The sequence below is a fragment of the Luteibacter sahnii genome, from assembly GCF_034063545.1.
Taxonomy (GTDB): Bacteria; Pseudomonadota; Gammaproteobacteria; order Xanthomonadales; family Rhodanobacteraceae; genus Luteibacter; species Luteibacter sahnii.
Genome location: NZ_JAQLOK010000012.1, coordinates 41916 through 55697, shown reverse-complemented (window position 1 = coordinate 55697; position 13782 = coordinate 41916). Strand labels below are relative to the sequence as shown.

13 protein-coding genes are annotated in these 13782 nt (G+C 66.8%); 8 read left to right on the top strand and 5 right to left on the bottom strand.

What is annotated here, in order from left to right; all coding sequences use genetic code 11:
* Window positions 1-46 precede the first annotated feature (46 nt).
* Window positions 47-970 (top strand): MBL fold metallo-hydrolase, encoded by a 924-nt coding sequence (locus tag PI246_RS18065; protein WP_320552719.1) that lies wholly within the window; start codon window positions 47-49, stop codon window positions 968-970.
* Window positions 971-1031: 61 nt separating this feature from the next.
* On the opposite strand, the gene PI246_RS18060 is transcribed toward PI246_RS18065, so the two are convergent.
* A complete protein-coding gene (locus tag PI246_RS18060) occupies window positions 1032-2306 on the bottom strand; it encodes an NAD(P)/FAD-dependent oxidoreductase (protein WP_320552718.1) in 1275 nt (424 codons plus the stop codon).
* 130 nt (window positions 2307-2436) lie between these two features.
* Here PI246_RS18060 and PI246_RS18055 point away from each other — a divergent pair, with 130 nt between their 5' ends.
* Window positions 2437-2958, top strand: coding sequence for a 3-hydroxyanthranilate 3,4-dioxygenase (locus PI246_RS18055; RefSeq protein WP_320552717.1), 522 nt, complete (start codon window positions 2437-2439; stop codon window positions 2956-2958).
* 79 nt (window positions 2959-3037) lie between these two features.
* Here PI246_RS18055 and PI246_RS18050 read toward each other — a convergent pair whose 3' ends face one another.
* Complete coding sequence (locus tag PI246_RS18050; protein WP_320552716.1) at window positions 3038-3577, bottom strand: NUDIX hydrolase; 540 nt, start codon at window positions 3575-3577, stop codon at window positions 3038-3040.
* A 157-nt stretch (window positions 3578-3734) separates the two neighbouring features.
* On the opposite strand from PI246_RS18050, the gene PI246_RS18045 reads away from it, so the two are divergent.
* The 4 genes from PI246_RS18045 (at window position 3735) to PI246_RS18030 (ending at window position 9617) form a co-directional block, all read left to right on the top strand.
* A complete protein-coding gene (locus tag PI246_RS18045) occupies window positions 3735-4688 on the top strand; it encodes a transporter (RefSeq protein ID WP_320552715.1) in 954 nt (317 codons plus the stop codon).
* 214 nt (window positions 4689-4902) lie between these two features.
* Window positions 4903-6390: an amino acid permease gene (locus PI246_RS18040; RefSeq protein ID WP_320552714.1), complete on the top strand. Its 1488-nt coding sequence runs from the start codon at window positions 4903-4905 to the stop codon at window positions 6388-6390.
* Window positions 6391-6479: 89 nt separating this feature from the next.
* Window positions 6480-7919, top strand: coding sequence for an amino acid permease (locus PI246_RS18035; RefSeq protein ID WP_320552713.1), 1440 nt, complete (start codon window positions 6480-6482; stop codon window positions 7917-7919).
* A gap of 357 nt (window positions 7920-8276) precedes the next feature.
* Window positions 8277-9617, top strand: a complete 1341-nt coding sequence (locus tag PI246_RS18030) for a cation:proton antiporter domain-containing protein (protein WP_320552712.1) — start codon at window positions 8277-8279, stop codon at window positions 9615-9617.
* A 209-nt stretch (window positions 9618-9826) separates the two neighbouring features.
* On the opposite strand, the gene PI246_RS18025 is transcribed toward PI246_RS18030, so the two are convergent.
* The gene (locus tag PI246_RS18025; RefSeq protein ID WP_320552711.1) at window positions 9827-10765 is read right to left on the bottom strand and encodes a LysR family transcriptional regulator; all 939 of its coding nucleotides are present in this window, start codon (window positions 10763-10765) and stop codon (window positions 9827-9829) included.
* 95 nt (window positions 10766-10860) lie between these two features.
* Here PI246_RS18025 and PI246_RS18020 point away from each other — a divergent pair, with 95 nt between their 5' ends.
* Both PI246_RS18020 and PI246_RS18015 read left to right on the top strand, forming a co-directional pair.
* Window positions 10861-11619 carry an SDR family oxidoreductase gene (locus tag PI246_RS18020; protein ID WP_320552710.1) on the top strand — a complete coding sequence of 253 codons (759 nt, stop codon included), beginning with the start codon at window positions 10861-10863 and terminating at the stop codon, window positions 11617-11619.
* A gap of 125 nt (window positions 11620-11744) precedes the next feature.
* Entirely contained in the window at window positions 11745-12356 is a 612-nt protein-coding gene (locus PI246_RS18015; protein WP_320552709.1) for a hypothetical protein, read from the top strand.
* 52 nt (window positions 12357-12408) lie between these two features.
* On the opposite strand, the gene PI246_RS18010 is transcribed toward PI246_RS18015, so the two are convergent.
* Both PI246_RS18010 and PI246_RS18005 read right to left on the bottom strand, forming a co-directional pair.
* Window positions 12409-12876 (bottom strand): Hsp20 family protein, encoded by a 468-nt coding sequence (locus PI246_RS18010; protein WP_320552708.1) that lies wholly within the window; start codon window positions 12874-12876, stop codon window positions 12409-12411.
* Window positions 12877-13017: 141 nt separating this feature from the next.
* Window positions 13018-13761: an EAL domain-containing protein gene (locus tag PI246_RS18005; protein WP_320552707.1), complete on the bottom strand. Its 744-nt coding sequence runs from the start codon at window positions 13759-13761 to the stop codon at window positions 13018-13020.
* Window positions 13762-13782: the final 21 nt, after the last annotated feature.

Here is a 13782-nt window from a genome sequence, read left to right as displayed (position 1 = left end):
TCACGCAGGCGATGCAAGCCGGATCGACCAGGACTACCCTCGACCCATGCACGGCATCCATACCATCGATACCGGCTTCGGCCGCCCGGCGTTCGACGCCGCCTACCTCGTCGTCGAACGGGGGCGCGGAGCATTCATCGACAGCGGCACCGCGCATTCGGTGCCGCGGTTTCTCCAGGCGCTCCGCACCGCCGGGCTCCGCACGTGCGACGTCGACTGGGTCATCCTCACCCATGTCCATCTGGATCACGCCGGCGGCGCGGGCGAACTGATGACGCATCTCCCGAACGCGCGGCTCGCGGTGCATCCGCGCGGAGCCCGACACATGATCGACCCCGCCGCGCTCGTCGCGGGCGCGACGGCGGTCTATGGCGAGGCCGCGATGCGGCGCGACTATGGCGACATCACGCCGGTCGCGAGCGACCGCGTGGTGGAAGCGTCCGACGGCTTCGCCATCGATCTTGCCGGGCGAGCCCTGCTCTGCCTGGATACGCCGGGCCACGCGAAGCATCACATCGCCATCCATGACGAGCGCGCCAACGCGTTCTTTACCGGCGATGTCTTCGGGCTGTCCTACCGCGAACTCGATACCGCGCGGGGGCCCTTCATCATTCCGACGACCTCGCCGGTGCAATTCGACCCGGACGAGGCTCACGCATCCATCGACCGCATGCTGCGCTACGCACCGGAGGCGATGTACCTCACGCACTACGACCGGGTCGAGGATGTGGCGCGGCTCGCCCAGGATCTCCACGAGCAGATCGATGCGATGGTGGCGATCGGCCGACGGCACGCAGGCGATCCCGATCGCGAACGGCGAATCGCCGACGAATTCGCCGCGCTCTACGTCGACCGGGCCCAGGGACATGGCGTGACGTTGGCACCGGAGTCGGTCGTGGCCCTGCTGGAGGTCGACATCCGGCTGAATGCACAGGGGATGGCGGTGTGGCTTGATCGGGCGGCGCGGTAGACGCCGATACGGTCGGCGCGCACCCTTCGGCAAGCGCCATGTCGCTTGGCTGGCCCTGTGCTCAGCCTTCCATCCGTGACGTCATCCAGTCCGCCAACTGGTGTTTCCAGTACGTGCCCTGGGCCGCGAGGTAACCCAACGGCCGGTGCACGGGCGCCAGCCCGAAGTCAGCGTAATCGCCGATGGCCGACGCATCGGACACGATCGCCTCCGCCAACGCCTCACCCGCGGCGCACGTAGGCGCCAGGCCATGACCGCCGAAGGCCTGCGCATACCACAGTCCGTTGCCGTGGGTGCCGACCTGCGGCATCTCATGGCGTGCGTAGCTCATCAGGCCCGACCACGCCTTCGCCACCCGCACACCTTTCAACGCGGGAAACACCCGCGCGAGGTCCTTGCTCAGCAGCGCCTGGACGGCACGCGGCGAGCGATCGCGAATCGAAATGCGTCCACCCCATAGCAACCGTGTATCGGCCAGCGGCCGGTAATAGTCGAAGGCGAAGCGGGTGTCATAAATGGCCGCGCGGGTTCGCAGGCAGTCGCCGAGGCGATCGCCCAGGGGCTCCGTCACCATCACGTAGGTCGCGATCGGAAGCACCGCCCGGTCGATCCGGTGATCCAGACCCGCGAGGTAACCACCACATGCCAGGACGACCTGGGGCGTCTCGATCTCGGCGTCGCCCACCCTCACCACCCAGCGCGGCCCGCGCCGCTCCAGCATCCTCACGCGGGATTGCTCGTGGATGCTGACGCCGGCCGCGTCGGCGACGCGCGCAAGGCCACGCGCGTAGGCGAGCGGGTCGATGTGCATCGCGTTTCGCTCGTAGAGGCCGTCGTGGTAGCGGCGGCTGCGCACGAACGCCTGCAAGGCATCGGCGGGAAGCCATTCCCAGTCGGCCCCATAATGCTCGGCCAGCAGGCGCTGCCGATCGCGCAGCACCCGCGCGTCGCGAAACCAGTTTGCCCACACCACACCGGCGTCGACGCAGTCGCAGTCGATTGCAAGGGAACGGATGCGCTCGCGGATCAGATCCACCGCCTCGACCGTACGACGGTAAAGGCGAGCCGCTTTCGCCTCGCCGGCTTTATCCAGCAAGGCCTTTTCACCCAGCGAGTAGCCCGCGAACACGAAGCCACCGTTGCGACCCGAGGCGCCGAAGCCGATCGTGCGGGATTCCAGCAGCACCACGTCGCGTTGACCGCGTGCGGCGAGGCCGAGCGCGGTATTCAGGCCGGCGAACCCTCCACCCACGATGACCACCGCCGCCTCGCGACGCCCGGCGGGGGGCATACGCGGCGGGGGAATGGGCATGCGGTCGTGGTACAACGACGCCATCGTCGATTCGCCAGGGGAAAGGGAGAGCCGTTTTACGCCACGAACCGCCCCGCCGGGAAGTACCCGGTGGGCCCGGCGCGGGCCGGCCTCAGGGGAGTATGATCGGCCAAACGACGCGCGAACACCCCTCATGAGCCTCCTGCCTCCCCTCGATCTCCAACGCTGGATCGACGAACACCGTGCCCTGCTCAAGCCACCGGTCGGCAATAAATGCATCGTCGACGGCGACTTCATCGTCATGGTCGTCGGCGGCCCCAACGCGCGCACCGATTATCACTACGACGAGGGCCCTGAGTTCTTCTATCAACTCGAAGGCGAGATGGTGCTCAAGGTGCAGGACGAGGGCGTGGCACGTGATATTCCGATCCGCGCGGGCGAAGTGTTTTACCTCCCGCCGCGCGTACCCCACTCGCCGCAACGGCTGCCCGACTCTATAGGATTGGTGGTCGAGCGCCGCCGGACGGCCGGCGAGCGTGACGGCCTGCTGTGGTTCTGTCCGGCCTGCAATACGAAGTTGTTCGAGGCCTATTTCCCGCTGCAAAGCATCGAACACGACTTCCCGCCGGTGTTCGAGCGTTTCTATCGCTCGCTGGAGGCACGCACCTGCCCTGCATGCGGCACCGTGCATCCCGCGCCGGAAAAATACGGCTGACGCGACAAACCGACGACCCAAGGAGTAGGAGCCGGCCTGCGGCGGGCAACGGCACCCCTCGCCCGCTGCGATCGCTGACTCATCGGGCGAGCCACTTGACGGCCATGCGGCGCAATGACTCGTCCGTGTCGGGAGCGGTCGCGAGATCCCTCACCGGATGCCAGGCCAGGGCGAGCGACTCCTCATTGGCGACGAAGGTCTCCGCGCCACGTGCCACCACGACGTAACGCACGTCGTAGTGCCAGTGCGCCGGCTCGTGGCCCCGCGCCGGGATACGGTGCCGGTCGAGGTCGAAGATCCCCGGCAAAACCTCCAGATCGACCAGCCCGGTTTCTTCTTCGGCCTCACGCAGCGCCACGCGCGAAAGATCATCGTCGCCGTCGGCGTGCCCGCCGGGCTGAAGCCAACGTCCGAGCTTGCGATGGTGCATCAGGAGAACGCGCTCGCCATCATCGCTCACCAGCCACGCGGATCCGGTGAAATGTCCTGCCAGCGTCTCGCGGTGGAATGGCCGCGGCACGTCGTGCAACCAACGCGCGAACGCGTGAATGTCGGCCTCGTCGGACCACCGCTCGGCATAGCGGTGAAACGCATCGGCCAGGGGATGCGGAAGCGTCATGCGTGGTTTGCCTGATTCGGGGCCGCCATCTTCGCACGATCTTTTCAGACGATTCCGATGTTCCTGTGCGCATTGCCCTGCCTAGGATGGATTCCGACACGCAACGACGCGAGTCGCCCTACCCGCAGCCTCCGCTGCGCCACGCAAGGACATGCGCATGCCCACTGATCACGTCGTCCGGGCCGTGCCGGCGATGGCGGCCGCCATCGCGCTGGCATCGGTCCCGGTGAGCGCCACGCCCACGGCGAACTTCACCGGCCCGCTGGTCACGCCGGCGGTCAACACGCTGCCCACCGGCATCTTCAACATCCAGCCGTATCTCATCCACACCCGGACCCACGGCGTCTACGACAACGCCCGACATCGCAAGGATGCCAACCCTCCGTCGCGCCAGTGGCAGGTCGTGCTTCCCATGACCTACGGCATCACCGAACGACTCGCCATCCAGCTGACACCCGCCGCCGTGCGCACCAGTGAACGCGGACGCCATACCGACGGGCTGCGCCTGGCCGATACAGGACTGCGCCTGCAACAGCGGCTGACCGCGCCCGCCGCCGACGGCACCGGTTGGGTCACCGCCGTCGCCGTCGCGCGCAATGTGCCCACGGGGCGACACCACCGGCTCGACACCCAGCCGCTGAATGCCACTGGCACCGGCGCGGCCCGTTCGAGCATCACGTTCGGCGCCCAGCGACTCTACTGGCTCGATGGCGGCCGCGCCCTGCGCTGGCGGGGCCAGCTCCTGTGGAGCCCGACGCCACCGGCCATCCGCGTGCGCGGCACCAGCGTATATGGCACCGTCCGGGGATTCCGTGGCCACGTCCACGCAGGCTCGGCCTGGCAAGCCACGCTGGCCGCCGAATACGCCCTCGATCCACGATGGGTGCTGGTCGGGGAGGCCATCGGGAGCCGCCAGGGCATCGTGCGGGTGCATGGCGACGACCGCACATCCGTGCGCCACGCCCCGTCCGAGGCGTTCAGTCTCGCGCCGGCGGTGGAATACCACTTCAACACCAGCATCGGGCTCATCGCTGGCGTCCAGTTCACGCTCGCCGGACGCAACCAGTCGGCCGACGTCACGCCGCAGGTCGCACTGAACATGCTGTTCTGAAGCATTCCGATCCGCCCATGCACAACCGCCGCAAGTCATGGTCGACGCCCTGCCCGCCCCGTGCAATGTGTTGGCGCGCCTCGCATTGCAACTTGTACGGCCGCGCCCCGCTGGGCTATGGTGCCGTGCCAGCGCTTCAGGGCAGCGGCGTGTCCTCCGTGACTCACGCGGCGGTCCATATAAGAAAGCACCCATTCGGTAGTAGGGGAGAAACATGTTGAAACACTTGTTTGCGACGCACCCGATCGAGGCCGCGCCGCATGTGGACGCTGGTGAGCACATCGGCACCGGCGCGCACGGAGGCGAGCTCAAGCGCGTCCTCACCGCGCGGCACCTGATCCTGCTGGGCATCGGCGCCGTCATCGGCGCGGGTATCTTCGTCATCACCGGCCAGGCCGCCGCGCTGCACGCGGGCCCGGCGCTGGTGATCAGCTTCCTCATCGCCGGCTTCGCCTGCGCGCTCGCGGGCCTGTGCTACGCGGAATTCGCAGCGATGCTCCCGGTCTCCGGCAGCGCCTACTCTTACTCCTACGCCACCCTCGGCGAATACGTCGCCTGGTTCGTCGGCTGGAACCTCGTGCTCGAATACCTCTTCGCCGCGGCGACCGTCGCCGCCGGCTGGTCGGGGTATTTCAACGAACTGCTGGGCCTGGTCGGGCAGATGATCGGTTCAGACGTGACGCTCCCGGCCGCCCTTTCGTCGGCACCGTTCCAGTTCGTCGAAGGGCACATCCAGGCCACCGGCACGCTGATCAACCTGCCTGCCGTCATCATCGTCGCCGCGCTCTCGGGCCTGTGCTACGTAGGCATCACGCAGTCGGCCTTCGTCAACTCGATCATCGTGGCGATCAAGGTCACCGTGATCCTGCTGTTCCTCGCGTTCGCCATCCGCCTGGTCAATCCGGCGAACTGGCATCCGTTCATCCCCCCGGCGGAAGGCGAAGGCACCTTCGGCTGGGGCGGCATCTTCCGCGCCGCGACCATCGTGTTCTTCTCCTACGTGGGCTTCGATGCGGTGTCCACGGCCGCCGGTGAAGCGAAAAACCCCCAGCGCGACATGCCCATCGGCATCCTGGGCTCGCTCGCCATCTGCACGGTGCTCTACATCGCGGTGTCGCTGGTGCTGACCGGCATCGCGCCGTTCCGCATGCTCAACACGCCCGAACCGGTCGCGACCGCGCTGGGCCTCTACCCGCAGTTGTCCTGGCTCAAGGCCATCGTGGTGCTGGGCGCGATCACCGGCCTGTCGTCGGTGATCCTGGTGATGCTGATGGGCCTGCCACGCATCTTCTTTTCGATGGCGCGCGACGGCCTGCTACCGCCGACCATGGCCAAGGTGCATACGAAGTTCCACACCCCGCACGTGGGCACCGTGATCGTAGGCGTCGCCGCCGCCGCGATGGCGGGCCTGTTCCCGGTGAGCGTGCTGGGCGAACTGGTTTCCATGGGCACCCTGCTCGCCTTCGCGACGGTGTGCATGGGCGTGCTCATCCTCCGCTACAAGCGCCCCAAGCTGAAGCGCAGCTTCCGGGTGCCGATGGTGTGGCCGATCACCATCCTCGGCACCCTGGCCTGTCTCTACCTGTTCTGGCAGGCATTCGAGGAGCACTGGCGCCTCATGGTGGGCTGGATCGTCATCGGCCAGCTGATCTACTTCGGCTACGGGTACGCGCACAGCAAGCTGCGCAAGTCGTTGGGCTGATTCGACACCCCTCGCGAAGGCCGGCGGGACGTCCGCCGGCCTTCGCGTTTGAACCGTTTTCCTTCCGCTTCCGTCATGCCAGGCCGTCCATGCTCAAGCAGCTACTCGCCAAGAAAGCCCCCCAAGCCGAAGCCGACGACGCGCACGGTCCCGCGTTGCGACGCACCCTCGGCCCATGGGGTCTCACGGCGCTGGGCATCGGCGCGGTCATCGGCGGCGGCATCTTCGTCATTACCGGCGTCGCGGCGGCGGAGCATGCCGGCCCGGCGATCATCCTGTCCTTCATTCTCGCGGCGATCTGCAGCGTGTTCACGGCGCTGTGCTACGCGGAGTTCGCCTCGCTGATTCCCGTGTCCGGGAGTGCCTACTCCTACGCCTACGCCACGCTCGGCGAAGGTGCCGCCTGGTTCATAGGCTGGAACCTGATCCTCGAATACGGCGTATCCGCCTCGGCCGTCGCGGTGAGCTGGACCGGCTACTTCGTGAGCCTGCTCGACCACGTCGGCATCCACATCCCTCCCGCGCTCACCAATGCCCCGCTCGATTTCGTCGACGGGCACCTCGTGACGACCGGTGCGCTATTCAACCTGCCCGCCGTCGGCATCACCCTGGCGCTTACCTGGCTCTGCTACGTCGGCATCCGCGAGTCGGCCGGACTCAACATGGCGATGGTCTTGCTGAAAACGGCGCTCATCATCGTGGTGATCGTGGTCGGCGCGCGCCACATCGATACCGCCAACTGGCATCCGTTCATCCCCGCCAACCAGGGCGGCGACAAGTACGGCTGGTCGGGCATCCTGCGCGGCGCATCCATGGTGTTCTTCGCCTACATCGGCTTCGAGGCCACGTCGACAGCGGCACAGGAATCGAAAAACCCGCAGCGCGACATGCCGATCGGCACGCTCGCCTCGCTGGCGATCTGCACGGTGCTCTACATCGCCATGGCCGCGGTGCTCACCGGCCTCGTGCCGTTCGGTGAGCTGGGCACGTCCGAACCCGTGGTCACGGCGATCCGCAACCATCCCGAATTGGGCTGGCTGCGTGGCGTCGTCGAAGTCGGCGCGCTCATCGGCCTGTCGTCGGTGGTGCTGGTGATGATCATCGCGCAGCCGCGCATCTTCATGATCATGGGCCGGGATGGCCTCATGCCGAAGATGTTCACCACCATCCATCCGACATACCGCACGCCTCACATCAACACGCTGATCACCGGCGTCGGCATCGCGGCGCTGGCGGCCGTGTTCCCGCTCAACCTGCTCGGTGACCTCACCTCGATGGGCACGCTCGTGGCGTTCAGCGCGGTGTGCATCGGCGTGTTGATCCTGCGCAAGACGGCGCCCGAGATACCGCGCTCGTTCCGGGTGCCGTTCGCGCCCGTCACCTGCGCGCTCGGCGTCATCAGCTGCATCTTCCTGCTGTGGTCGATGGGTGTGCGCAACTGGGTGTTGATGGGCGTGTGGACCTTGCTGGGCATCGTCATCTACTTCGCTTACAGCTACCGCCACAGCCGTCTCCGACAGCGTGGATGAACACGGTGTTCGCCCGGGTGAAGTGATAGAAGCAACTTGAAAAAATTTCGTTAAGTCTTTGATTCAATGAAATAAGTAAAGAAAGTTGAGTGATCGTTTATCTGCCATTGGCCGGTCACGCTCCCAGGGGAGTATGATCCCGGTTCCGAGGGTAAATCACTTGGCAGTGGGCCCCGGATTGCCGCCCGGCGCGTCAGGCGGGTCAGCTCCTCGGCCTGGCGCGCTTGGGCTGCATTTTGCGAAGGCTCCCAGTGGGTTTCTTCGCCAGTCCGTCCGTACGGCAGCGTTGCTTGATCACGATCGCGGCGTTCAGCGGTTTTCTCAGCACATTCATGACGTGTTGTCGATGATCGCCGGATGGGTTACGTCGGCTGGATTATCTTCCTCAGTATTCTTCTGGCAGGCACCTCCACGGCTGCCGGATGGATCCGGCGTGGCCCGATCACGTCCTTCGCGATCTACCTGACCGCCGGCGTCATCATGGGGCCGGCCGTGCTGGGCCTGGCCCACCTGCGCTTCACCACGGAAAGCGCCAGCTGGCTCAGGGCCGTCACGGAGGTCGGCTTGGTCGTGTCCCTGTTCATCACTGGGCTCAAGCTGCGCATTCCATGGCGACACAGGGGGTGGCTGACCTCGCTGCGCCTGGCCGTGCCGGCCATGCTGCTCACCATCGCGGGGCTCGTCACGCTCATGCATGGGTGGGCAGGATGGGCCTGGCCGGCCGCCCTGGCCCTCGCCGCCATCCTGTCGCCCACCGATCCCGTGCTCGCCAGCCTGGTCTCGGTCGACGACGCCCGGGACGATGACGCCATGCGCGTGGCGCTCTCCGGGGAGGCGGGGCTGAACGACGGCACGGCCCTTCCCTTCCTGCTGCTTGCCCTGGCCCTGATGGGCTCCGGTAGCCAGATGGATGTCTGGGTCCACTGGTTCACCGTCGACCTGCTCTGGGAATGGCTGGGGGGTCTCGGCATCGGCTTGCTGATCGGCTGGCTGATCGGCTGTGCCGGTACGCATATGCGTCACGCGGCGCGCGAGGTGGCGCCCAGCGACTTCCTCGCCCTGGGCATCATGGGCCTGGCCTACGGCGGCGCCGAACTGATCCACGCGTCGGGGTTTCTCGCGGCATTCGCCGCAGGTGTCGGCCTGCGTCGGGTGGAACTCACCGTGACGCGACGCCACGCCCGCCCGAACGACGATGACGACGTCATCGCCCCCGCCGAACTGCTGGTGCGTCCCAACGAACGCAGCACCGCTGATGCGGAACACCCCGGCCACACGGTCGGTTGGATGTTGTCGGACGCGTTATCGTTCGGCGACACGATGGAGCGGCTGATCGGCGGCGCCCTGGTCTTCATGGTCGGCGTGGCGGCCTGGCCGGCCTTCAGCGCCACCGGGGTGGTGGTGGCCGCCGTGCTGTTCGTCGTGATCCGGCCCGCCGCGGTCTGGCTTGGCACGATCGGCGAAGGCCTGCCCTGGCAACGGCGCCTGTTGCTGGGCTGGTTCGGCATTCGCGGCCTGGGCAGTCTCAACTATCTCGCCTTCGCCCTCACCCACGGCGTGATCGGCGACGACGGCGGGGTCCTCGCCACGACCGTCATCACCGTGGTCGCCTTGAGCATCCTCGTGCATGGCATCACTACCACGCCGCTGATGAACTGGCGTGCCCGCGCCCTCGAGCATCACGAACACGCGGGATAAGACCACGTGACAGATGGCGTCGCGGGGCGGCGAGGCCGGCCTGACGGTCGGGTGCGCGGCACCATGGGCCATCGACGCCGCCGGCTTCTCCCCCCTGAACCCTCGCCCTTCGACGCCGCAGTCTCGCAAACACGGACTGCATCGCTGTGGGGCGGTCTGCGTCGGGACGGCCCGTCGACCGGCGCAGGCCGGTGCCCACGGCTGCCGTCTCAGGGGCGCGGCCGCCCCGCCGACCTGCCATGCCACCGCCATGGCGGGTCGCCCAACACGTCGGCGAAATACGATGCCACCGCCTCGACCTTGGCTGGCCGGTGTCGCGTGGTGGGGGTGACGAAGTACAGTCCGCCCCCCGGCTGCTCCCACCCAGGCAGGATCTCCACCAGCCGACCGTCGCGCAGATACTCGGCGGCCATGAATTCCGGCAGTTCGGCCACCGCCTCTCCCGCGAGCAGGTACGGCAGCAACGCTTCCGAATTAGTGACCCGCAGGCGCCCCTGGGGATGCACCACCGCTTCGTGGGTGCCGTTGCGGAATCGCCACACGTCGCTACCGGCGCGAAAGGCGTACGCGAGGCAGTGCGCCGGATCGAGATCGTTCGGGTGGCCCGGCATGCCATGACGCGCCACATAAGCCGGTGCGGCGACCGTAAAACGGGCCATGGCACACAACCGCCGGGCGGCCAGCGACGAGTCCGGCAGCGCGGCGATCCGCAAGGCGGCGTCAAACCCTTCGCCGACGATGTCCACAGCGGCATCGGAGAGGTGCAGGTCGATCGTGATATCCGGATAGTGCGTCAGCAAGCCAGGCAGTGCCGGCGCCACCCAACGCATGCCGAACGCCATCGGCACCGCGAGCCGGACCACGCCGCGTGGCGAGGCGGACTGCTCGCGGGCAAGCGCCTCGGCGGCCTCGGCATCGCGGTAGAGCTGGGTCGCATGCTCAAGCAGGGTCGAACCGAACGGCGTGAGCGCCAGCTGGCGCGAGGTGCGGTTGAACACCCGGGCACCCAGCCTCTTTTCCAGCCGTGCAACGGCCCGCGACAAGGTGGGCACCGACAGATCGAGCTCGCGCGCGGCGGCCGCGAACGATCGGCACTCCGCCACCTTCGCGAACAGCGCAAGCCCCTCGAAATCAGGAAGTCGAGACATTTCATTTCTGCAACGATGCCTTTCAATTGATTCTATTTCGTTGCATCGAGCCCGTCGATACGCTGTGTCCATTCCATAAACGCATGAGGCACACCATGTCACGCAAGCTCGAAAACAAGATCGCGATCGTTACCGGCGGCAGCACCGGCATCGGCCTGGAAACCGCCCGTCAGTTTGCCCTCGAAGGCGCGCGCGTCTACATCACAGGCCGGCGCAAAACGGAACTGAGCGCCGCGGCCGCGAGCATCGGCCCGCAGGCCATCGGCGTGCAGGTGGACTCCTCGCGGCTGGACGACCTGGAACGATTCGTCGATCGGATCGCCACGGACGAGGGCCGTATCGACGTGCTGTTCGTCAATGCCGGCGGCGGCGCCATGTTGCCGCTGGGCGCCATCACGGAGCAGCACTTCGACGACACGTTCAACCGCAACGTCAAGGGCACGCTGTTTACCGTGCAGACCGCGCTCCCCCTGCTCGCCGATGGCGCGTCGGTGATCCTCACTGGCTCCACGGCCGCCAGCAGCGGCACGCCCGCCTTCAGCGTCTACGCCGCCACGAAGGCGGCCGTGCGAGCATTCGTGCGCAACTGGATCCTCGACGTCGACAAGACCCGTCGCATCCGCTTCAACACGCTGAGCCCGGGCGCCACCCGCACGCCGGGCCTGGTCGATCTGGTCGGCCCGGACGCGGCGCAGCAGCAGGGTCTGCTCGACTATCTCGCCTCGCAGGTGCCGATGGGCCGGGTGGGTGAACCCATCGAGATCGCCCGCGCGGCGGTGTTCCTCGCGTCGGACGACGCGAGTTTCGTCAACGGCACGGAACTGTTCGTCGATGGCGGACAGGCCCAGGTGTAACCGCCGTTAGCCATGACGGACCCAGGCAGGTCGCGCCGACCTGCCTGCATGTCGCCCCAAAGAAGTCTGCCGATGGCCATCACGACCCCCTAGGATGCAACCTACCGCCGCCTGGACGCCCGACCATGATTCGCCACGCCTGGATTGCCCTCAGCCTGTCGCTCGCCGCGCTCACGTCGCACGCGCGCGTCATCGACAATGCCACCGTCATTCCCTTCGGCCCAGGCATCAGTCATGTCACCTGGCAAGGGCTAGCCTTTACCGTGGTCTCCGGGTGGCGCGACAACAACAATGCCCATGGCTACATCGCACTGTCGATCTACGCCGATGCCCTCGGCGGAAACCAAAAGATACCGCTCTCGGTGGTGCCGGTCTTCGAGGCAGATGCGAACGATCCAAAGAAAACGCATGAACAAGTCGTGCTCCAGGTCAGCGGCGGCGCGGACTGTACGCTGCACGGCGTGCGGCTGTTCCACCTGCCCAAGCCGGCGCCGCTGATGCTGGCTATCGCCACGCGCGATGTCGGCGACTCTTACGCGGACACCCGGCCGGTACACTTTGACCTTTACCGGCTGCGCCTCGATGACCGCGGCGATCCGGGTATCCCGCCGGCCAGCTTTGTCTTCGACCGCCGCATCGACGCGTCGAAGTCCTACTGCGACGTGGATGAGGCGTTCCAGAATGAGCTCGGGTTGCCCGCGGTCGACGGCGCAAGGCTGCCGTGGAGTGGCGAGTAACCACCGATCGATCACGCCCGCCCGGAAACACCGGGCGGGCGTGGCACCCTCCTCACGCGGCGTCGTTCTGCAACTGACGCACCGTGGATGGGCGTGTCGCGGTGTCGGCGCTGATGGGGATGACCCGGGGCTTGAGCGCCTCGGGCACCTCACGCCGCAGCTCGATCGACAGCAGGCCGTTGGCGAGGCTGGCGCCGGTCACCTTGGTGTGCTCGGCCAGCTGGAAGCGGCGGCTGAACACCCGGGCGGGGATACCGCGATGGAGGAATTCGCCCTTCGGTTCGCTCTTGCGCTCGCCGCTGACGATCAGCGTGTCCTGGTGGGAGGTCACTGCGATCTCGTCGTCCGCGAACCCGGGCACGGCCAGGGTAAGCCGGAACTGGTCGTCGTCCAGCCGGATCGCGTCGAACGGCGGGTAGTTGTCGCCCTGGGCCTGGGCGCTGGCTTCCAGCAGATCGAACACGCGATCGAGGCCGGAGGCGGTGCGGTGCAGCGGAGAGATGTCAAAGAGAGTACGCATACCAGATTCTCCAAAGTGCAAGGACATGGAATGAGTGCTCGCCTGGGATACAGGCTGGCCGGCATCGGAATGCCGGCAAAGCGCAGATAGGGTCGCGTGACGCCCCTTCAAGAGGGCCGATTCAGCCTTCGTTCGGGCCGCTCACGCAGGCCAGCGTATCGGCGGAAGAGACGCTGTCGCCGGCCGGGCGAACAGGAACCCCTGCTGCAGGACGATGCCCAGGTCGAGGAGCGCCCGGTATTCGTCCTCGCGTTCGATGCCTTCGGCGATCACCCGGATGCCCAGGTCATCGCACAGCTCGACCAGGTGCCGCACGATCACCTGCCGCGGCCGACTCGTGTCCACGTCGCGAACCAGACCGATATCCAGCTTGAGCAGGTCGGGCTGGAAATCCGCCAGCAGGTTCATGCCCGCAAAGCCGGCGCCGAAGTCATCGATGGCGGTGAAAAACCCATGGGCCTTATAGGCCGACAGGATGGCGACCAGGTGATCGTGATCGACGATTTCCTCGTGTTCGGTCACCTCGAAGATCACCCGGTCCAGCGGCCAGTCGGCCGCTTTCGCGGCGGCGAACGTCGCCTGCAGGCAATGCTCGGGGTTGTACACGGCATTGGGCAGGAAATTGATCGACAGCAACGAGGGCGGCATGATCTGCGCCGCCGTGCGAATGGCCACGATGCGACACGCCTGGTCGAAGGCATAGCGGTTGTCGTGGGCGACCGTGGCGAGCACCTCGCCCGCCGTCTCGCCATGCACGCCCCGCACCAGCGCTTCGTGGGCGAACACGGTTTGCGACGTCACGTCGACGATGGGCTGGAAGGCCATCGTGATCCGTTGGGCCACCTCCGCCGCGTTACCACACCCCATGCACGACGTACCCTTCATTGGAATTGCCCTTGGATTTCC

What these genes read in the sequence shown, in the direction of transcription:
- PI246_RS18065 (WP_320552719.1), top strand. Translation starts at nt 47, where the DNA reads ATGCACGGCATCCATACCATCGATACCGGCTTCGGCCGCCCGGCGTTC.
- PI246_RS18060 (WP_320552718.1), bottom strand. Translation starts at nt 2,306, where the DNA reads ATGGCGTCGTTGTACCACGACCGCATGCCCATTCCCCCGCCGCGTATG.
- PI246_RS18055 (WP_320552717.1), top strand. Translation starts at nt 2,437, where the DNA reads ATGAGCCTCCTGCCTCCCCTCGATCTCCAACGCTGGATCGACGAACAC.
- PI246_RS18050 (WP_320552716.1), bottom strand. Translation starts at nt 3,577, where the DNA reads ATGACGCTTCCGCATCCCCTGGCCGATGCGTTTCACCGCTATGCCGAG.
- PI246_RS18045 (WP_320552715.1), top strand. Translation starts at nt 3,735, where the DNA reads ATGCCCACTGATCACGTCGTCCGGGCCGTGCCGGCGATGGCGGCCGCC.
- PI246_RS18040 (WP_320552714.1), top strand. Translation starts at nt 4,903, where the DNA reads ATGTTGAAACACTTGTTTGCGACGCACCCGATCGAGGCCGCGCCGCAT.
- PI246_RS18035 (WP_320552713.1), top strand. Translation starts at nt 6,480, where the DNA reads ATGCTCAAGCAGCTACTCGCCAAGAAAGCCCCCCAAGCCGAAGCCGAC.
- PI246_RS18030 (WP_320552712.1), top strand. Translation starts at nt 8,277, where the DNA reads ATGGGTTACGTCGGCTGGATTATCTTCCTCAGTATTCTTCTGGCAGGC.
- PI246_RS18025 (WP_320552711.1), bottom strand. Translation starts at nt 10,765, where the DNA reads ATGTCTCGACTTCCTGATTTCGAGGGGCTTGCGCTGTTCGCGAAGGTG.
- PI246_RS18020 (WP_320552710.1), top strand. Translation starts at nt 10,861, where the DNA reads ATGTCACGCAAGCTCGAAAACAAGATCGCGATCGTTACCGGCGGCAGC.
- PI246_RS18015 (WP_320552709.1), top strand. Translation starts at nt 11,745, where the DNA reads ATGATTCGCCACGCCTGGATTGCCCTCAGCCTGTCGCTCGCCGCGCTC.
- PI246_RS18010 (WP_320552708.1), bottom strand. Translation starts at nt 12,876, where the DNA reads ATGCGTACTCTCTTTGACATCTCTCCGCTGCACCGCACCGCCTCCGGC.
- PI246_RS18005 (WP_320552707.1), bottom strand. Translation starts at nt 13,761, where the DNA reads ATGAAGGGTACGTCGTGCATGGGGTGTGGTAACGCGGCGGAGGTGGCC.